The 19001-nt window shown below is 38.0% G+C and carries 21 protein-coding genes and 1 tRNA gene; 8 read left to right on the plus strand and 14 right to left on the minus strand.

Annotated elements, in window-relative coordinates; genetic code table 11:
* Positions 1–569 precede the first annotated feature (569 nt).
* From tnpA to ACLFMM_RS00570, 7 genes are all read right to left on the minus strand, one after another.
* Positions 570–968, minus strand: a complete 399-nt coding sequence (gene tnpA, locus ACLFMM_RS00540; protein WP_410806767.1) for an IS200/IS605 family transposase — start codon at positions 966–968, stop codon at positions 570–572.
* 198 nt (positions 969–1166) lie between these two features.
* Positions 1167–1238 (minus strand) — tRNA-Ala (locus tag ACLFMM_RS00545).
* A 59-nt stretch (positions 1239–1297) separates the two neighbouring features.
* Positions 1298–1567: an elongation factor 1-beta gene (locus ACLFMM_RS00550; RefSeq protein WP_410806768.1), complete on the minus strand. Its 270-nt coding sequence runs from the start codon at positions 1565–1567 to the stop codon at positions 1298–1300.
* Positions 1568–1594: 27 nt separating this feature from the next.
* Positions 1595–1765: an HVO_2753 family zinc finger protein gene (locus tag ACLFMM_RS00555; protein WP_410806769.1), complete on the minus strand. Its 171-nt coding sequence runs from the start codon at positions 1763–1765 to the stop codon at positions 1595–1597.
* 112 nt (positions 1766–1877) lie between these two features.
* Positions 1878–2513, minus strand: coding sequence for an amino acid kinase (locus tag ACLFMM_RS00560; protein WP_410806770.1), 636 nt, complete (start codon positions 2511–2513; stop codon positions 1878–1880).
* 15 nt (positions 2514–2528) lie between these two features.
* On the minus strand, positions 2529–3494 hold the full coding sequence (locus ACLFMM_RS00565) for a hydantoinase/oxoprolinase family protein (RefSeq protein WP_410806771.1): 966 nt from the start codon (positions 3492–3494) through the stop codon (positions 2529–2531).
* Positions 3491–4408 carry an ATP-grasp domain-containing protein gene (locus ACLFMM_RS00570; protein WP_410806772.1) on the minus strand — a complete coding sequence of 306 codons (918 nt, stop codon included), beginning with the start codon at positions 4406–4408 and terminating at the stop codon, positions 3491–3493. Before ACLFMM_RS00570 ends, ACLFMM_RS00565 begins: the two co-directional genes overlap by 4 nt.
* A 115-nt stretch (positions 4409–4523) precedes the next feature.
* On the opposite strand from ACLFMM_RS00570, the gene ACLFMM_RS00575 reads away from it, so the two are divergent.
* From ACLFMM_RS00575 to ACLFMM_RS00600, 6 genes are all read left to right on the plus strand, one after another.
* Positions 4524–4940 (plus strand): heat-shock protein, encoded by a 417-nt coding sequence (locus ACLFMM_RS00575; protein ID WP_410806773.1) that lies wholly within the window; start codon positions 4524–4526, stop codon positions 4938–4940.
* A 204-nt stretch (positions 4941–5144) separates the two neighbouring features.
* Positions 5145–5759, plus strand: coding sequence for a nucleotide exchange factor GrpE (gene grpE, locus ACLFMM_RS00580; RefSeq protein WP_410806774.1), 615 nt, complete (start codon positions 5145–5147; stop codon positions 5757–5759).
* Positions 5760–5830: 71 nt separating this feature from the next.
* Positions 5831–7687, plus strand: coding sequence for a molecular chaperone DnaK (dnaK, locus tag ACLFMM_RS00585; RefSeq protein WP_410806775.1), 1857 nt, complete (start codon positions 5831–5833; stop codon positions 7685–7687).
* 78 nt (positions 7688–7765) lie between these two features.
* Complete coding sequence (gene dnaJ, locus ACLFMM_RS00590) at positions 7766–8899, plus strand: molecular chaperone DnaJ (RefSeq protein ID WP_410806776.1); 1134 nt, start codon at positions 7766–7768, stop codon at positions 8897–8899.
* Positions 8900–9103: 204 nt separating this feature from the next.
* Positions 9104–10438 carry a Trk system potassium transporter TrkA gene (gene trkA, locus ACLFMM_RS00595; protein ID WP_410806777.1) on the plus strand — a complete coding sequence of 445 codons (1335 nt, stop codon included), beginning with the start codon at positions 9104–9106 and terminating at the stop codon, positions 10436–10438.
* A 21-nt stretch (positions 10439–10459) separates the two neighbouring features.
* Positions 10460–11896, plus strand: a complete 1437-nt coding sequence (locus ACLFMM_RS00600) for a TrkH family potassium uptake protein (protein WP_410806778.1) — start codon at positions 10460–10462, stop codon at positions 11894–11896.
* Between the two features lie 6 nt (positions 11897–11902).
* Here ACLFMM_RS00600 and ACLFMM_RS00605 read toward each other — a convergent pair whose 3' ends face one another.
* From ACLFMM_RS00605 to ACLFMM_RS00635, 7 genes are all read right to left on the minus strand, one after another.
* On the minus strand, positions 11903–13135 hold the full coding sequence (locus tag ACLFMM_RS00605) for an NAD(P)/FAD-dependent oxidoreductase (protein WP_410806779.1): 1233 nt from the start codon (positions 13133–13135) through the stop codon (positions 11903–11905).
* Positions 13132–13305, minus strand: a complete 174-nt coding sequence (locus ACLFMM_RS00610) for a 4Fe-4S binding protein (protein ID WP_410806780.1) — start codon at positions 13303–13305, stop codon at positions 13132–13134. The genes ACLFMM_RS00605 and ACLFMM_RS00610 overlap by 4 nt, the downstream gene beginning before the upstream one ends.
* Positions 13306–13494: 189 nt before the next feature.
* Positions 13495–14121, minus strand: coding sequence for a 2-phospho-L-lactate guanylyltransferase (gene cofC, locus ACLFMM_RS00615; RefSeq protein ID WP_410806781.1), 627 nt, complete (start codon positions 14119–14121; stop codon positions 13495–13497).
* Between the two features lie 38 nt (positions 14122–14159).
* Positions 14160–15251, minus strand: coding sequence for a 7,8-didemethyl-8-hydroxy-5-deazariboflavin synthase subunit CofH (gene cofH, locus ACLFMM_RS00620; RefSeq protein WP_410806782.1), 1092 nt, complete (start codon positions 15249–15251; stop codon positions 14160–14162).
* Positions 15252–15308: 57 nt separating this feature from the next.
* Complete coding sequence (gene cofG / locus ACLFMM_RS00625) at positions 15309–16301, minus strand: 7,8-didemethyl-8-hydroxy-5-deazariboflavin synthase subunit CofG (protein ID WP_410806783.1); 993 nt, start codon at positions 16299–16301, stop codon at positions 15309–15311.
* 49 nt (positions 16302–16350) lie between these two features.
* Positions 16351–17631 (minus strand): phytoene desaturase family protein, encoded by a 1281-nt coding sequence (locus ACLFMM_RS00630; protein WP_410806784.1) that lies wholly within the window; start codon positions 17629–17631, stop codon positions 16351–16353.
* On the minus strand, positions 17628–17789 hold the full coding sequence (locus ACLFMM_RS00635; protein ID WP_410806785.1) for an ATP-binding protein: 162 nt from the start codon (positions 17787–17789) through the stop codon (positions 17628–17630). The genes ACLFMM_RS00630 and ACLFMM_RS00635 overlap by 4 nt, the downstream gene beginning before the upstream one ends.
* Positions 17790–18004: 215 nt before the next feature.
* On the opposite strand from ACLFMM_RS00635, the gene ACLFMM_RS00640 reads away from it, so the two are divergent.
* Positions 18005–18424, plus strand: coding sequence for a DUF22 domain-containing protein (locus ACLFMM_RS00640; protein WP_410806786.1), 420 nt, complete (start codon positions 18005–18007; stop codon positions 18422–18424).
* Between the two features lie 14 nt (positions 18425–18438).
* Positions 18439–18942: a hypothetical protein gene (locus tag ACLFMM_RS00645; protein ID WP_410806787.1), complete on the plus strand. Its 504-nt coding sequence runs from the start codon at positions 18439–18441 to the stop codon at positions 18940–18942.
* Positions 18943–19001 lie beyond the last annotated feature (59 nt).

Raw genomic sequence — 19001 nt, forward strand, 5'->3', positions numbered from 1 at the left:
AATCCCTGACTATCCTGTTTTCTCTGTTTTTAATCTGTTTGACTTTTTTGTATTTACCCTTAACCTGTATTTTCCTGAGGGTTTTATTGTATTTTTTATGTATATGTTCTGCCTTTTTACCGAATTTCCGGACCTTACTAGTTTTCGGATTTGACACCACTGCTATATGTCTCGTTGTATTGACATCTACGACTATATAGTTTTCAGGTATTGTTACTGAAACATAAGGGAAATCATCTTCGGTTTCAATCTGGTTGATTTTTTCAAAATCATCAGGAAAATGATACCTCGAATCAAGTTTAAGAGGAGTAATCCTTATATTTTTCTTTCTTCCCTATTTAACTTTACACTCTGGTTTGGTATCGTCAGTTTAACGTTGGTTACTTTTTTGGCTGATTTGTCTTTAGCGTATTTCTTGAGAATCTGGTTTGAGATTGCCGATTCCAACCCGATATGATTTACATCTTTGGTGGAGCGAGTACGGTACTTGATACCATATTAAGCTACTTGCTTTGCTTTCACAAGTTCATCAGAAAAATCCTGATTGTGTTTGATTTTATACGTCAGTATCATTGATTCTTCTGCTCCTCGGTATATTTTTTAACCGCTTCTTCGGATATGTGACCGACAGATTCGCAATAATAACTCCTTGTCCACAATGTAGGAAGTCTACTTTTCAAGTGTGGAAACTCTTCTCTCAATACACTGGAACTATACCCCTTCAACTGCTGAACCACCCAATGTGGACTTGCAGTAGGTGGTGTTTTTACGAAAAGGTGTATATTGTCAGGCATGATTTCCAGATGTTCTATATCTACATCGATTTCATCTGCTTTTTCAGACAAAATCCCTCTCAATCTTTTTTCTACATCATCCACAAGAACGTTTTTACTGTATTTCGAACACCAGATTAAATGGTACCCTATATTGAAGACTGTAGTATTGCTATATGTCCACCTGTTTACCATTGGATTTATTATACGATTGACAAATAGATAATGTTTTGGGTCTGAAAACACCAAGCAACGGGGTCGTTTTATCCAACGGTTAGAATCCGTTGGCTTTCACGTACCCCTGTTAACTCATCTTCGCAAAAATGTGTTATATACAAATGACAATTATTTTATCAAACCTAAATTTCTGTAGGTCTCTCTGAAAATTCTTCATGGACTCGGCGGGATTCGAACCCGCGGCCTTTACGTTGCGAACGTAACGATCTTCCGCTGATCTACGAGCCCACCGATATTAAAAAAGTAAAAAATAATATGTTTAAAAGTGATATTAATATTGACAGGGTTTAAAGACCCCTGCCTAGTCCAACTACCTGTACATTATCTACACCGGGTACATTCATGAAGGCTTCTTCAACTTCTTCAGTCCCGCCTTCTTTGTCGCTTACCGAAATATCGAGCATTAGTGCTTTCAATCCAAAAGCTATAGGCTCTTCTGTAGAACCATAAAGCTCAGTGCCTTCAGGTAACACTTCTTCAAGTTTCTTTTTGAGCTCTTCCAGGTCAGTATCTACACTTTCTGGCATGATTTTAATTTTTGCGGCAACTTGTCCCATTATCTACACCTCTCTTATCAAAAAAATTCATGGTCCCTCGAATCCACATTTGGAACATGTGTATGAATTACTTTGCTGTCTGCAGTTTATACATCTGCCGAGTTCTGTAAAACACGAAGGACATGGAAAACGCACAAAACCACGTTCTGCCAAGTGAACTCCGCATGTTGTACAGTATTTAACTTTTGGTCTTGCCATTGGATATCTCCTCTGTATTGGATTTTAGTTAAAAATTAACATGATATTATGTAAATCAATCTGAATTATTTTTTATCTCTATTCAGTTTCCAGTACATAAGCGGTATATAATTTAAATATTCCCCTTGATGTATGTTCCAACAACTGGTTCATCCTTGATAACAGCAACAATACGTTCAGGATAATGTCCATTCACAATATAGCAATTCATCTGTTTTTCTTTTAAAAATCCTGGCATATATTCATCTGTACAGGATTGATCCAGTTTAGAAATATCGGATGCATCGATTTCTGGCACAAGGGAATGGTTTTGGAATATGCCGTCAACATCTGTAACCTTGATGAATAAGGAATCGAGTTTTTTTGCAATCCATGCACCAATGGAATCTGATGTGACATTCCATCCATGGGGAAGTTCATCATTGATCCTTAAAAACTGATACGGTTTTAATACCGATACACCTGGTTTCACATTGGATAACGAATTTATATTTCGCAGTCCGGTTTTATCGATGATGTAGTAGGCGTATTGTTCCATACCTGCAATTGCCATCCAGTGTGATGATTCATTGCTTATGCTATATTTTTTACTCACACTCCGTATACAATCTGCAAACAGTCCTCCACCAGGCACGATTATAATAGATGTCTCCTCTGGTGCGGTATTGTTAATATAATCCAGAATATGGTTGGTGATTGTATTGATGTTGTCCATCAAACTGCCGCCGATTTTTAAAACGATTCTCATCTCTTAATCCGCCGATTATAAATTATACAGATTTGCTGCAGCATATGCAGGGAACACTTTGGATATTTCCTGTCCCCATTTTTCAGTTACTGACATATACTCAAAACCTAGGCGTTTTGCAGCATTTTTGATTAAAAATTCACCTATTCCTGCAGAAACAATTTTGTCCAGATTGTATTGTTCCGATATTGAAGATATAGCTTCACACATCAGTGATATCTCTTTTTCCTTGACATCCTTTGCGATATTTTCAATATCAACTGAGGAAATTTCTGTAAAATCTGTACAAACCACTCGTGACATCCGACGTAACGCATCAATTTTTTCCATACCACCATTATCAGCAGGTTCGCAAGTGTACAGTTCTTTGTTAATGTCTCCCAAAATAAGGTAAGCATCAGCAGTGGTGGCAAAAAGTTCAGATGATGGTCTGCATGAACCAATGCTCAGTTTCAGTTTATCCACCAGAGTAGCGACATTGGTTCTCAGGACACCTGTATATAAAAGTTCATTATTTAGTAGTCTTTTAAAATCAGTATGCTGAGCTCTGTGTTTTCCATCAACGATTGGTATGATATCAGTTGTAGTACTTCCCATGTCCACAAATATACAGTCTCCAACATCATTACCAATAATTCGGGCAGAAGCCGCCCAGTTGGCAGCAGCCAGATCGTTTATATCATCCGAATTTTTAATAAACTGTCCATTGCTGTTTATGAAATTTTTATCACATCTGAATGCATTATTAACGGTGTCCATTATGAACTTTATACCGGTATATTTATCATCAAAACAGTCAGCAAGTTCACCGGTCATGACAACAGCTATTCTGTCAGGGTCTATACGTCTGGCAACTTGTTCTAAGATACTGGGTAACTGGGTATTCTTCCATAATGGTACATAATGGAGTTCAGTTATGTTGCCATCATCAGAAGCGATTTTTGTGTTTGCACCACCAATGTCAATACCGATAGTTTTCATTTTAAATCCTCTTTTGAAAATGAATGTTCACCATGAATTTCTACAGATTCGGGTAATCCTCCAAATTGATTTTTGATAAGCAGTTCTGCAATCTCTTCTTTCATCACATTACATATACTGACAAGGGATGTAGTGGGTCTGGGATTTACATCAACCACATACGTTGTACTACCATTGAGTATAAAATCGATACCTATGTATCCACGACATTTAAGTAACTTTGATGTTGAGATAGCTGTATTGTACAGTTCTTGTTTCCAACTGGTATTATAGGGGGTGAGGTTTCCGTTGTATCTAATTTCTGAACCGCTCTCATGTGATATGTCTATTATCTGTTTATTTACAGTTAATGGTAATGGATTATCACCACATATAATACTTACACTTAGATGATCACCGTTTATGTACTCTGTAGCCATATAACCGCTTTCAGGTTTATATCCCTTTTCAGAAGTTATGAATGTGTTTTCAGATGCAGACCCATACCTTGGTTTCACTACCCACCAGCCGTTTTTCAATTCTCCGGTTATCTCAGGTGTAGGTATATCTGATTTTGAAAGAATTTCACCACATTTGATTTTGTCCACGCAATTATTGATAGCTTCAGGAGAACATCCAAGGTTGGTGGTATTCTCTTCTACAATCGCAGTAAATCCTGAGAGTATTTCATCTGGGGCTATAATAAGACCGGCATCGCATTCTTTCGCCAGTTTTTCTAAGATGTATTCAAAATTGTTTTCACTGGATTCGACCGGCAGTCCTGATGATATAGTTACACCTGATGAGGGATAAACCACTACATGTCCCAGTCTGGTAAAACTACAAGCAATAGTTTCCAGCATACATTTTCCTTCAAGGAGATAGGTCCCACCAAGTCCAGCACCGATTGCGTATTCTGCCAGTAATATTTTCATGATGAGTACAACTTTGTTATTTGATATATGGTTTATTGCGTCTTTTATTAAATTTTACAATTTCATAAAAATAGATATATATAAGTCTGATAATATTCTTCTGGTGATGAGAGACATGAATACTGAATTTATATCAGAGAATCCTTTTCTCAAGGCAATAACGATATCCACTACAATGGCAGTATTTATAGTAGGAGTAGCGCTCGGTTTAAAATACATGTTATCTGAAGGTGTAATACCAATGCCATTATGGACTATCCTGCTGATATTTGCAGTAATATTTATTATAGGATCGGTCTTTTTTGAACAACGTGGAGCTGACCAGGTGGGTTCATTAATTGGTGGAAGTATTGTGGCAGTTAGTACGACTTTTGCAAGTGTATCTTTTTTTGGTGGTATGGTTTATGCATTTAACGGAGGTATCGAATCCCTAGGTATTGAATCTGTGATATCGGCGCTTGCTGTCTGTATGATAATTAGTATGCTGCTCATAAAATTGCTATCTCATAAATTACAGTCTCAGACTTTTTAATGATTATATTTTTTAGTTTTTCATCCATTATTTTCATATAGAACATCTAACAACAGGAAAAACACATTAGTTTTAATAGATTAGTGGGTAGGTGGTATTCTTATATACAATTACATCTGTTCAAGGGGAACCTTTATATAGAACCTTAAACAATCGGATTCATAGTGACCTATGTAGCGCATTAACTTTTTTGGAGATAAAAAAATGGCAGAGGAATCAGATAAATATGAAGCAGAGAATTCTGAAGTAGCAGAAAATAATACAGGTCAATCTGAAACTCAGAATTTGAATAAAGAAGCTGAGATGTCGTCAAAGGATGAAGAAATTGAAAAATTAAACCAACAGCTTGAGGATTTAAATCAGAAATATAGGCGACTTGCAGCAGAATATGATAACTTCAGAAAACGCGCATCACGTGAAAAAGAAGAAACCCGTAAATATGCCATTGAAAATGTCATAATCGATTTACTTGAAGTCCTAGACAATTTTGAGCGTGCAATAGAGTCTGCCAGGAATACAAATGATACCAATTCAATAGTTGAAGGAATTGAAATGGTCTATAACCAGTTCTATTCAACACTTAACAATTACGGACTTGAAAAGCTTGCATGTGAAGGTGAGGAATTTGATCCCTACAAACATGAAGCACTTTCACACACTGATAAAAGTGAGCATCCTGAAGATACAATCGTTGATGTATGCAAATCCGGTTATGCGCTAAACTCAAAGGTCATAAGGCCTGCAATGGTCACAGTATCAAAAAAAAGTGAATCGAACACAGAAAATCAAAGCAACGATAATGAAAACAATCATAAATGATTGAAATATCAATTTGATGCAGAATAATCACTCATCTATATAGATAATAGTAAAATCGGAGGAAATGAATTATGGGAAAAATATTAGGTATTGACCTTGGAACTACAAACTCATGCATGGCAATAATGGAAGGTGGTGAACCCACTGTAATACCCAACGCTGAAGGTTCACGTATTACACCGTCGGTAGTAGGCTTTTCCAAAAAGGAAGAACTGCTTGTTGGACAGGTTGCAAAGAGACAGTTAATTGCAAATCCTGACAATACTGTATACTCAATCAAGAGACATATGGGAGAACAGGATTATAAGGTAACTCTCCAGGATAAAGAGTATACACCACAGGAGATTTCTGCCAAAATCCTTCGTAAAATGAAGGATGATGCCGAAGAGTATCTGGGTCAGGAACTCCAGGATGCAGTAATCACTGTTCCTGCATACTTTAATGATGCCCAGAGACAGGCAACAAAAGATGCAGGTAGAATCGCAGGGTTTAATGTAAAGCGAATCATCAACGAACCAACAGCAGCAGCTCTTGCCTATGGAATCGATAAAGAGGAAGAACAGAAAATCCTTGTATACGACCTTGGTGGAGGAACATTTGATGTATCTATTCTTGACATTGGAGAAGGTGTATATGAGGTAGTTTCAACAACAGGAGACTCACACCTTGGAGGAGATGATTTCGATCAGAGGCTTGTAAGCCACCTTGTTAAAATGTTCAAGGAACAGGAAGGTATTGACCTTTCCAATGACAGGTCAGCGCTCCAGCGTTTAACAGACGCAGCTGAAAAGGCAAAGGTTGAACTATCAAGTGTCACAACCACAAATGTAAACCTGCCGTTTATAACAGCAGATGCAAACGGTCAACCAAAACACCTCGATATTGATGTTTCAAGATCACAGTTCCAGCAGTTAACCGAAGACCTGGTAGAGGAAACCGTAGACCTGATGCAGAAGGCATTAAAGGATGGCAACCTCACAGCCAAGGATATTGATAAGGTTCTCCTTGTTGGTGGATCCACCAGAATGCCTGCAGTAACCGATGCCATAAAGAAGGTTGTTGGTAAGGACCCATACAAGAACATCAACCCTGATGAAGCAGTAGCAGTAGGTGCAGCAATCCAGGGAGGAGTCCTCAGTGGAGAAGCAGAGGAACTTCTGCTACTTGATGTCACACCTCTGACTCTTGGTATTGAAACAGAAGGTGGAGTAATGACTCCGCTTATCGAAAGAAATACCACGATACCGACCAAGAAGACCCAGATATTCTCAACAGCAGAGGATAATCAAACTGCAGTTGACGTTCATGTACTACAGGGTGAGCGTCCAATGGCTAAAGACAACAAGTCACTGGGTCGATTCAGGCTTGAAGGAATTCCGGCAGCACCAAGAGGAGTTCCACAGATTGAAGTTACCTTTGACATCGATGCCAATGGTATTCTGCATGTAAGTGCTAAAGACCTTGGAACCAACAAAGAGCAGTCCATTACCATTGAAAAACCAGGTGCACTCTCTGAGGAAGAAATTGACCAGATGGTAAAGGAAGCAGAAGAACATGCAGAAGAAGATAAGAAACGCAAAGAAGAAGTCGAGGTTAGAAACAGAGCAGACACCCTAGTACACTCTGCAGACAAGACACTTGAGGATGCAAAAGAAGTCATAACTGAAGACGAGAAATCCAAGATTGAAAATGCCAAGTCTGAACTCCAGGAAGCACTCAAGGGTGATGACATCGAGGATATAAAATCCAAGACAGAAACACTGCAAAACGCCATCTACGAAGTTTCTCAGAAGATGTATCAACAGGCTCAACAGGCTCAACAGCAACAACAGGGTGCTGAATCGGAAAGTTCGTCCTCTACTGATGGTTCATCTGAAGAAGATGTTGTCGATGCAGAATATGAAGACTATAGTGAGAACAAACAGTAAAATAATTAATGTACTAAACAGCTGTCATTATCTTGACAGTTGTTAATTTATTTTATAACATAATTTGAGGGATGCAGCATGACCACCACGCGCGACTATTATGATATACTTGGTGTTTCCAAAGATGCTTCACAGGATGAAATAAAAAAAGCTTACAGAAAACTTGCGATGAAGTATCATCCTGACAAGAGTGACGAGCCTGATGCGGAAGAAAGATTTAAAGAAATTTCTGAAGCTTATGGTGTGTTATCTGACCCTGATAAAAGAGCGCAATATGACAGATTCGGTCATTCAGGAATTGATAGCAGATACAGTGAAGAAGATATATTCAGGTCAGCAGATTTTGGTGACTTCGGATTCGGTGACATATTTGACATGTTCTTCGGCGGTGGTGGCAGACGCAGACATGGACCTTCCAGGGGCTCAGACCTTCGCTACGATTTAACAATCTCACTAGAAGATGCAGCATTTGGACTTGATACTAAAATTGATGTTCCGAGGGCTGAAAAATGTGATGATTGTGAAGGAACCGGTGCTAAAAGCGGTAAGGTAAAAACCTGTCCAACCTGCCATGGACGGGGACAGATGACACAAACCCGCAGTACACCATTGGGACGCTTCATGACCACATCCATCTGCAGTACCTGTTATGGACAGGGACAGATCGCTGAAACTCCGTGTCCGTCATGTAATGGTACTGGTAAAGTGAAAAGAACCGCAAAGGTAACTGTAAAAGTACCCCCGGGAGCATATGATGGACTGCGTTTAAAGGTAAGCGGTGAAGGTGAACAGGGTTCACCAGGTGCACCACCGGGTGACCTTTATATAGTTCTTCATGTAAAACCACATGAAACGTTTGAGCGTGTTGGTGATGATATAGCGTGTGAAGTCCCAATTACTATAACTCAGGCAGCTCTTGGCACAACAATAACAGTTCCAACCTTGTATGGCAATGTCAAGATGAAGGTACCACCCGAAACTCAAACAAATACCATATTCCGGTTAAAAGGTAAAGGTATGCCACACCTTAATGGTCGCGGTTATGGCGACCAGCATGTAAAAGTCATTGTAAAAACACCAACCAATCTTACATCCGAGCAGAAACGTATTCTACAGGAACTGGACGAAACACTTGCCGGTGAAAATGAGTCAAAAGCAAGAAAAGGTGACAAAAGCATATTTGATAAGGTAAAAGGTGCATTTGAGGTATAATTTTTCCCTGATTACCTGGAAAATTTTACTTTCTCTTTTTTTATTTACTTTCTCTTTTTTTAACTTTTACTTAATTTGTTACTGATGATGATAAATTTTAGTGACCATATTGGTTATAGAATATATTCCATGATATAGCCTAAAAAATCAATATGACCTCAATTTTTAAATATTTTAACTTCCTGCTTATTTGAGGGTCTATCCATGAAAATTGTAATAATTGGAGCAGGTGAAGTCGGCTATCATATTGCAAAATATCTTTATCCAAACAACGATGTCATCATTATCGAAAGGGATGATGATGCATGTGAACGAGCTGATGAACTGGATTTACAGGTGATACAGGGTAATGGTGCCAACGTAAAGATACTTACTCAAGTGCTCACCGGTGCAGATTTATTGGTGGCAGTAACAGGTTCTGATGAAGTTAATATTGTTTCATGTATGGCTGCAAAGCTGGTTGTCAAAAGTGAAAAACCGTTAAAAACCATGGCAAGGGTAAGTAACCCGGATTATATAGATAAACCAGTTGCAAGGCGTACGCAGATTGGTATAGACACAATGATTTGTCCTGAACTTGCAATGGCTTCAGAAGTAGCAGAAGTGCTATCTATCCCGTCTGCAATAGATGCTGAATTTTTCGCAGATGGAAAAGTGGAAATGATAGAATTTGTTGCAAAGGATAACGGTGAAATCATTGGAAAGCAGATTAAAAATTTGCAGCTCAGTGAGTCATGTATTATAAGTGCTCTTTTTAGAGGTGGGGATGTTATAATTCCTCATGGTGACAGTGCCATAAATTCCGGTGACCATGTGGTTGTTATTGGAAAAACCGATGAAATGAAAAATATACGCGGTCTGTTTGGTGAAATCGGCCAGAATGTCAATAAAGTTATGATTATCGGTGGGGGTAAAGTTGGATTTTACCTTGCACAGCTTGCACAAAAAAGTAATGTTAATCTTAAAATCATCGAACATGACAGACAGAGATGTGAATACGTGGCAGATAAGTTACCTGAAGTCCTGGTAATTAATGGTGATGGAACTGATGTAAACCTACTAAAAGAAGAAGAAGTGGGTAATATGGATGCAGTTTTTTCAGTGATGAACAGTGATGAAAAGAATCTGTTATCAGCGCTTCTTGCAAAACAGTTTGGAGTGGGGAAGGTCATTACAAGGGTAGAACGTCCTGAATATGGACCTTTGTTTGAAATGGTAGGTGTGGACATCGCTGCAAGCCCTAAACAGTCAACAATCAATGAAGTTATGAAATTATTAATGGGTACAGGAATAGAAGCACTTACAACCATAGAAGGTGAAAAAGCCGAAATCATAGAATATATCGCATACAGGAACTCAAAAATCACAGGAAAACCTTTAAAGGATATTAAGTTCCCATCCGGTGCGATTGTGAGCATGGTTATACATAATAACGAACCTTTAATACCACGTGGTGACCATGTAATTGAAGATGGTGATCGTGTTCTTATATTCTCGTTACCGTCTGCTGTACCTAATGTAGAAAAATTGTTTAAATAAATATGTTGGGTCAGGAGTACCATGAATGTTCATATAATTTTCAATATTATAGGACGTCTACTTCTCTTTCTTGGGTTTATCATGGTTACCCCTTTATTTGTGGCTTTGTATTATGGAGAATCCATAGAGCCTTTTGTAGTTACTATAACAATGACTATTCTTGTTGGAACGATTTTTCTGTTTTTATTTAGGTCAAATGACGACTTACAGCACAGAGAAGCTTTTGCAATCGTAGCACTTGGGTGGTTGTTTGCTGCGTTTTTTGGGTCATTACCTTATATATTCGATGGGGTAACTCCATTGAATGCTCTTTTTGAATCCATGTCGGGATTTACAACTACTGGGTCCACTGTTTTTGTAGATATTGAAAGCCATCCCAAGGGTATTCTTTTCTGGCGTAATATGACAGAATGGCTTGGTGGCATGGGAATTATTGTATTGTTCATTGCTGTACTCCCAAAACTGGGAGTGGCGGGCAGGCAGATGTTCAGGGCAGAAGTCCCAGGACCCCAGGAGGACAAACTCAAACCCAGAATAAGAGAAACTGCAAAAATATTGTGGATGGTTTACATAGTGTTGTCGATAGCAGAGTCAGCAGCCTTAAAACTTGCAGGCCTTTCGGTTTATGATGCTGTAACTCATACATTTACCACGGTTTCATGTGGTGGATTTTCTCCCTACGCAAGGAGTATTGAAGCATTTGGTAGTCCATTGGTGGAAACAATTATCATTGTTTTCATGTTTATCTCCGGTGCAAACTTTGCACTCCATTACAAAACATTATATGTTGATAAAGGAAGTTTGTTAAAAGATAATGAATTTAAATTTTATTCAATTATAGTGTTGCTGGCAACTGTGTTGTTAACAACCATCCTCTGGAGGGATATCAACGCACCATTTTTAGACTCGCTTCGATATGCAGCTTTTCAGGTTCTTACAATCCTGACCACAACAGGTTATGCGACAACAGATTTTGTTGTTTGGTCAAGCCCTGCGCAGATGGTACTATTAATATTGATGTTTGCTGGAGGATGTGCTGGTTCAACTGCGGGTGGACCTAAGATGGTACGATGGTTGTTGCTACTAAAATATAGCCGCAGAGAGTTGTTCAATGTGGTCCACAGAAAAGCAGTCAAAAGAATAAAATTCAATAAAGTAAGTGTTCCGGAAGATGTGATGCAATCGATTATTTCATTTATTGCTATCTATTTTTTAATATTCACCGCGAGTTCGGGGGTTTTGGCTTTACTTGGAATGGATTTATTGAGTTCTATAACTGCATCAATAGCAACACTTGGTAATATCGGTCCGGGACTGGGCGCAGTAGGTCCAATGGACAACTTTGATATTGTTCCTGCAATTGGAAAAATTGTATTAATTGGAAACATGTGGATGGGCAGACTTGAAGTATTTACTGTTATTGTGATGCTTACCCCTGAATTCTGGAAAAAATGGTGATTAAAATTATGATTTAATCTCTGATTCCCATTCACATTTCCTGTTTTGTTTTGTATATCCTTTAAACAGCACTCTCAGGTCCCACAGGAGTCTTTTGTTTGCCTTGAACAGTACATATAGAAGGTCTTTCAGGTTCATACTTTTGAAGTTAACACCCTGAAGTGAATGAGCAAACGTATTTATTTGCTGGTCTGTAAACTCTATGAATTTATCTTTCACAATCAGGTCATTATCAATATCCTGACCTATTGTTTTACGCCATCTGGTTTCATATCTCTGCAACATTTTTGTGGATACGTCATTTGCAGAAATCGCTTCATAGGCTACGTTACCTGCAATTTCTCCGGCATCCATTGCATTAACCAGTCCACCACCTGTAATAGGGTCTGATTGACGTGCAGCGTCACCTACCAACATGAGACCATTTGCAATGGTGCGGTCTATGGTACCGCTTACAGGAACTCCTCCTATATCCAGTTCGAGGATTTTACCTTCCGGGAATTTTTGTTTAACAAAATCAGACAGCAGATTAATAGCTCGATGTTTACCGGAACGGCTCCCAAGGATTCCGATTCCCACATTTGCCAGATTTTCTCCTTTTGGGAATACCCATATGTATCCTGATGGTGCGATTTCATTACCAAGATAGAAGTAACAGTAATTAAAATCGATATCTGTATTACTTACCAGATACTGGGCACAGACCTCTATATCAGCAGGTTTTAGTGAAGTGTCAATACCTCCCCACCTTCCGATTTTTGATTCAACACCATCTGCGCCGATTACAATCCTGGAACGGATGGCATGTTCGTTTCCAAGATGCATGGCATTTATTCCACATACAGAACCGTTTTCAATTATAAGATCGGTTGCCCTTGTTTTGACCATCACGTCTACACCATAGGATGCGGCTTGGTTGGCAAGTTCTCTGTCAAAGATTTTTCTCTCAAGTACGTACCCAACTTCCCCACCAGACAGCTCTTCAGACATTTCTACAACAGTTTCATCCGGTGAATATATCCTTGAACCTTTAACATCAGCGCATATCCATCTGGGGTCTGGTTCAATGTGGTGTTTTAATCTTTCTTTACCAATTCCCTCTGCACATCTTACAGGGTCACCGATTTCTTGGCGCTTTTCTATTAAAAGGACATCCAGACCATTTTTTGCAGCGGTTTTGGCTGCAATAGACCCTCCAGGACCTGCACCCACCACAATAACGTCATAATAGTCTTTCATCTAATCACCTCAATAGCTCCAACAGGACATATCTTGGCACAGATACCACATCCAGTACACCTGTTATCTACTTCGATAAACGTTTCCACAAGCTCAAGCGCACCCTCAGGACATACACCTACACATGCACCACAATAACCGCATTTGTATCTGTTAACGTTGATACTCAATGATAATTCACCTGTTTAACCAAATTTTATAATACTTAATAATCCAAATTATGTTATATTTTTTGATGCTTTCCAATACGCACAAAATAATTTTGTCAAAGTTTAGTACCTTGTATACAGTTTTTACATATAAATTAATTGATGCTTAAGATTTATAAAAATAAATATTTTTGTCATCTGGTATTTATATTATTGATACTTAAGTTTTAGTCTGCCTCTGGATTCATCTATTTCAAATTTTTTCTCGATATAAATTCTGGCTAATCCCTGCCCATGCAATAGTATTTCTACCATGTCTTGGGGTTCATCAATATCAGTACTTGCCAGAAAAGAGTCATAAATTTTTACTGTGAGTAAATTTTTGTTCGCAGTATTACAATGAGTTAGAAAACTTGAACCGTGGTATTTAACAGTAAATTGTTCGGGATTTTTTATGTAGAGTATATTGGTTCCGCCTCCTTTTCCTGGAACAATGACTACATCCTGTTTTGAATTGATAATTTCTGTTATATGCTGAGGTTTTACAAGTGGCAAATCCGCCATAATAATAAGTACTGGTTCTGATATTTTTTCCAGGTAAGAATTGATTGCTTCATTTAAACCATGTTCACTTATAGCAACATTAACATCAAGCTCATCAGGAATTCCATTTGATGGGGTGGTCAGAATATTGATGTTTTCAATACCTGCACTGGATATTGTGCTGACAACATCCATTAACATTGTCTCAACAAAATCTTCACGTTCCTCACGTGTTAATACAGATGAAAGCCTAGATTTTGCCTTCGTTTTTTTGTATGGTATAACGGCTCTCATTTATGATCCAAATATTGTGATTTGTACTGGTGTTAGCATTATATAATCTTATATAGGGTATCTCTCTGCTTTGGAGTTTTACCCGCACTTTTTATCAACCACTTGAATTCGTCAGCAGATAGGTATTCACCTTCACTGGCACCTGCAGATTTTGATATATTTTCTTCTATAAGAGTACCACCAAGGTCATTGGCACCATAATACAGGGCAATCTGTGCGAGTTTTTTTCCAAGTTTTACCCAGCTTGCCTGTATGTTATTAATGTATCCATGAAGAAGTACCCGTGCCAGCGCATGGGTTTTTAAATCCTCTATTCCGGTTGTACCAAATCTTCCTTCTTTTTTAACCTGTTCACCTACAGGATTGTTTGAGAGCATGAAGGGAAGTGGTACAAATTCGGTAATACCATTTGTTTCTTTCTGTATATCCCTGATAGTCAGTATATGGTCTACACGCTCTTCTATTGTTTCGAGGTGTCCATACATCATGGTTGATGTAGTAGGAATCCCTGTTCCGTGTGCGAGTTTAACAACGTCTACCCATTCATCAGTTGTTAGTTTATCGGGACATACTTTTTCTCGCACTCTATCAGAAAGTATTTCGGCAGCAGTACCGGGCATTGAATCCAGGCCGCTATTTTTCAATTCTTTGAGGGTATTCTTTATGGAAATATTATTTATTTTGGATATGTGATATATTTCCATCGGTGAAAAAGCGTGTATGTGAATATCCGGGACCTCTGACCTAATGGATTCAATCATTTCCTTGCAAAAATCAAGACTGATATCCGGAACCAATCCTCCCTGGATACATATTTCTGTTAGATTTAAATCGGTATTTTCTTTTACTTTTTCCACGATTTCATTAATTGTATACATATATCCTGTTTCATTGCTGTTTCTAAAAGCACAGAATCCACAGGTACCCATACACTGGTTGGTATAATTGATATTCCTGTTGATTATATAGGTGACATCATCACCAACAGATTCATAACGTAAACTATCAGCCAGTGCAAAAAGTTCAAACGGGTCTGCATTAAATAGATAAATTCCATCATCTTTTGTACATTCACCCTGTATGGTCCTATGCACAATCTCATCTGGAATGCTGGAATATTCGATTTTCATCTAACCATCTTTGTTTTTCGGTTTTTATTATTTTGAAGGACAAAAAGCCACTTGAATTTAAGTTTTGCGATATCCATTATCATCGGCAAGAGAGTTTATAATTCCACTTAATTGTTCACTGTGCCAGCCCTTTTCAATATATACCGGATATATGGGAAGACGCTCTTTTAGTGGTATGCAATGTATCATTTTTTCAAGTTCTACAATATCCGGCCATTCAGATTCCGGGTTTATCCAGTCAATAGTTGTAGGTGATATACCACCAAGGTCAGTTGCACCATGCTGTATTAAAAGATATGGGTCTGTTAGATTTGGAGGTATCTGTACTGTTACATCATCAGGTAATATTTTTCGTGCTTGGGACACGGTTTTTAACATTGTGGATGTTGATGGTGGGGGGTGGTTTTCCATTGATGTACCAGGTTTTGGTGTAAAATTCTGGATAATGACTTCCTGTATATGGCCATATTTCTCATGGAGCTTTTTAATTTTATTTAATGATTTTATCCTATCATCTTCAGTTTCTCCAATACCTACCAAAATGCCGGTAGTAAAAGGTATTTTTAATTCTCCTGCTGATCTAATGGTTTCAATTCTTGTTTCTGGTAATTTTCCAGGGCTGTTATCATGGGCAGTAAGTCTCGAGGTTGTTTCAAGCATGAGACCCATACTGGCATTGTAGGGTTTCAGTATTTTAATCTGTTCTTTGTCAAGAACACCAGCGTTGGTATGCGGAAGAAGACCGATATCAATTGCAATCTTGCATAGCTCAATCACATAATCCACGGTAGTTCTGTAACCCATTTCATTGAGCCAGTTTTTGTATTCGGGAACATCTTCTGCAGATTCACCGAAAGTAAAAAGTGCTTCGGTGCATCCTGCAACTTTTCCTTTTTTAAGAATTGGAATGATTTCGTCCACTGACATAAGTTGTGCCTGCGGATCATCAGAGTTGCGCCTAAATCCACAATATCCACATTTGTTTCTACAGATATTGGTTACTGGAACAAACACATTCCTGCTATAGGTAACAAATTCAGGTATTGACATAGTTATAGGATGATTGAATAACAGGTACATAAGTTTAATCAAATAGGATTCAGGACAAAATCATGTCCAAAGTGTTTGAAACACCAAGTGTAATTCCTTCAACCTCTATACCACCTTCACCTTTGGCACCATCGCCTACGATGTAGAGTCCGGATATAGGTGTTTTGTTGGGAATATCCTGACTGGATGCTGACCTGTTGACAGGCCATCCGTCATGGTAGGACTGCACCATCAGAACATCAAATTTCTTATCAGGAAAAATATCCTTTATATCCTGTATTCCAAGCTCGATTTCTTTCTCTATATCATCAATCCTGTTCCAATGTAGACACTGGTGAGTCATGACAAGATGTTTCCCTTCAGGTGCAAGTTTTGGGTCTACATTGGTTACTTCATTTATACCATCTATTCGTCTTGCAAAGGGTGTAAGAACCACTCCTCCATGTCCTATCAATGGTTCATCGCAAGCAAGTGATATTTTTATTCCTGCAGATGGTCTTACATCCTGTAATTGATTTATATACTGTATGTATTCGTTGGTTTTTGCAGCATTTTTACATAGCTGTTTTGTTTCGATATGTCCGATATCACTTATGACAATATCTGAATAGTATCTATCCCCGTTAGCAATAACTCCTTTTGCATGATTATTGTTGATAATAATTTCACTAACTTCTTTGCTGGTATAAACCCTGCCGCCATTCTTATGGGTAATCTCTAAAAGAGCATCTGTGACCCCTTTACATCCACCTATCGGAACTCCGGGTCCTGAATGAAGATATAAATTGGAAATAATCGCAAAAACTTCCTTTGCTGATACATCTGAGCTTTTAAGGCTTATTGACCATCCACAAAAGGAATTGGCAATTCTTGTAGCCCATCTTTCATTTATGTGGTTTTTGATCCAGTCCTCAAATGTTCCTTTTTTCGGAGGGAAATATCTGGTGGTGAATGCTAGGACTGCGATTTTCAATCTGTTTATAAATGAAAACGGTATTTTAAAGTCATGGAACGACATGTCCATGTATCCGTTTTTATAGTCGGTATCATTTTTGTTTGCAGGCATGCGTATAACTGTAGATGGATTTGAGGGTACAATATTAACATCAGCATCCAATTCTTTTAACATCTGTGCAAGTGGTCCAGAATTACCATGCGGAACCATATGCAGTGCCCCGGTTGAAAGTTTGAACCCTTTATAATCGATGTTTGTGAAACGTCCGCCTATAATGGGTAAAGCTTCAAAAACCTCTACTTCATGTCCGTTTTTTGCAAGATATGCAGCACTAAGCAATCCACCAAGACCTGAACCTACAACAATAATCTTCATTCCGTCACCTCGATAGCTTTCATTGGACAGTAATATGCACAGATTTTGCAGTTTACACAATTCTTTGTGATATTTGCTCTGCCCCATACATAGATTGCATCTCTTTGACAAAATGCGACACATTGACCACATCCAACACAGTTTTTATTTATCTTCATGACAAACTCACCAATTTTAACTAACCTGAATTATTTGGTTTGATTTACCTATATCTGATATGAATTTAGCATAAAGGATAATTATTTATTGGTATATTGCCTAATCTTTCAGGTTTTTAGTATTTGCAACTCTGTCCATGGATATAATGATTATTCATGATAAATTCCAGAAAACTATTTATATGTGAGAATCCTCATATTTATTTGGTGATTGAATGTCAACAGAAATCGTCCATGTAGTATCGCGTCAAAATGGTGAGCTGAAATCTACAAAGGTGGAGGCATCACCATATGAATTTACCATGGCTACCCGTGCAAAATGGGAAATGATCGTAGCAAATGAGGACGTTGATATTAGAGCGGGGGAGTATAAAAGAGTACCAGTAAAAGAAATTCGTATAGAACCTGATATGGTTGCAATGCCATGTGTTTTTTCACAGCATGCAGTTGCTTCAGTTCTTAGAATAGGTACAAAAGGTGGATGTAAACCTGTGGAAGATGAGAGATTGATAAATACAGCCTATATACTAGGTCAAGAAACTGGACATATAAGAAAAGGTGACCTTCTTGGTATTCTGAACCTCTTTCCTATAATGTTTATAAGAGAAGCAACAAAGCCACGACAGGTTGAATAATTGGAGGAGATGAAATGGAAACATGTACAATATGTGGGGATATACAGGATTCGAAACAATATGAAGGCTACAATATATGTACTGCATGTGTTGACATAATTGAAGATATTATGACAGAATACTTCATTAAAACACTTAATGACAATAAACCGAAAGCATTTAATGGTTTTATTAATTACGTGCACCGAACAAGCAAATACACATCCGATTATAAAAAAATAGTTAAGGAATCATCAAGTTATACCCAGAGAAAATCAAACCGGGTCGCAACTGAAATGAAATTTTCAGAATATGCATCCAAGCAACGTTATTTTGAACATATGCACGTTGTTCTTGAATGGCTCAAAAATAACCCAGAATTCTATCATCAGTATTTTAAAGACTATTATGTCTGTCCAAGTTGCAATGCATCGTTGTTTGAGAAGTTTACAACAAGTTCAATAGGGGACTGGTTTGTTGTTTCCTGTTCAAACTGTAAAACACATATTAAAAAATACTACTCTCCAAAAATGGTGTAACTATTTATTATTTTTTTCATAGTTATTATAAACCAGTCTATAATCTATTTCTAATATAG

The organism is Methanohalobium sp. (assembly GCF_046546175.1).
Lineage (GTDB): Archaea > Halobacteriota > Methanosarcinia > Methanosarcinales > Methanosarcinaceae > Methanohalobium.

Excerpts from the sequence above, each read along its gene's own strand:
- tnpA (WP_410806767.1), bottom strand. The coding sequence starts at position 968 with ATGGTAAACAGGTGGACATATAGCAATACTACAGTCTTCAATATAGGG.
- ACLFMM_RS00550 (WP_410806768.1), bottom strand. The coding sequence starts at position 1,567 with ATGGGACAAGTTGCCGCAAAAATTAAAATCATGCCAGAAAGTGTAGAT.
- ACLFMM_RS00555 (WP_410806769.1), bottom strand. The coding sequence starts at position 1,765 with ATGGCAAGACCAAAAGTTAAATACTGTACAACATGCGGAGTTCACTTG.
- ACLFMM_RS00560 (WP_410806770.1), bottom strand. The coding sequence starts at position 2,513 with ATGAGAATCGTTTTAAAAATCGGCGGCAGTTTGATGGACAACATCAAT.
- ACLFMM_RS00565 (WP_410806771.1), bottom strand. The coding sequence starts at position 3,494 with ATGAAAACTATCGGTATTGACATTGGTGGTGCAAACACAAAAATCGCT.
- ACLFMM_RS00570 (WP_410806772.1), bottom strand. The coding sequence starts at position 4,408 with ATGAAAATATTACTGGCAGAATACGCAATCGGTGCTGGACTTGGTGGG.
- ACLFMM_RS00575 (WP_410806773.1), top strand. The coding sequence starts at position 4,524 with ATGAATACTGAATTTATATCAGAGAATCCTTTTCTCAAGGCAATAACG.
- grpE (WP_410806774.1), top strand. The coding sequence starts at position 5,145 with ATGGCAGAGGAATCAGATAAATATGAAGCAGAGAATTCTGAAGTAGCA.
- dnaK (WP_410806775.1), top strand. The coding sequence starts at position 5,831 with ATGGGAAAAATATTAGGTATTGACCTTGGAACTACAAACTCATGCATG.
- dnaJ (WP_410806776.1), top strand. The coding sequence starts at position 7,766 with ATGACCACCACGCGCGACTATTATGATATACTTGGTGTTTCCAAAGAT.
- trkA (WP_410806777.1), top strand. The coding sequence starts at position 9,104 with ATGAAAATTGTAATAATTGGAGCAGGTGAAGTCGGCTATCATATTGCA.
- ACLFMM_RS00600 (WP_410806778.1), top strand. The coding sequence starts at position 10,460 with ATGAATGTTCATATAATTTTCAATATTATAGGACGTCTACTTCTCTTT.
- ACLFMM_RS00605 (WP_410806779.1), bottom strand. The coding sequence starts at position 13,135 with ATGAAAGACTATTATGACGTTATTGTGGTGGGTGCAGGTCCTGGAGGG.
- cofC (WP_410806781.1), bottom strand. The coding sequence starts at position 14,121 with ATGAGAGCCGTTATACCATACAAAAAAACGAAGGCAAAATCTAGGCTT.
- cofH (WP_410806782.1), bottom strand. The coding sequence starts at position 15,251 with ATGAAAATCGAATATTCCAGCATTCCAGATGAGATTGTGCATAGGACC.
- cofG (WP_410806783.1), bottom strand. The coding sequence starts at position 16,301 with ATGTCAATACCTGAATTTGTTACCTATAGCAGGAATGTGTTTGTTCCA.
- ACLFMM_RS00630 (WP_410806784.1), bottom strand. The coding sequence starts at position 17,631 with ATGAAGATTATTGTTGTAGGTTCAGGTCTTGGTGGATTGCTTAGTGCT.
- ACLFMM_RS00635 (WP_410806785.1), bottom strand. The coding sequence starts at position 17,789 with ATGAAGATAAATAAAAACTGTGTTGGATGTGGTCAATGTGTCGCATTT.
- ACLFMM_RS00640 (WP_410806786.1), top strand. The coding sequence starts at position 18,005 with ATGTCAACAGAAATCGTCCATGTAGTATCGCGTCAAAATGGTGAGCTG.
- ACLFMM_RS00645 (WP_410806787.1), top strand. The coding sequence starts at position 18,439 with ATGGAAACATGTACAATATGTGGGGATATACAGGATTCGAAACAATAT.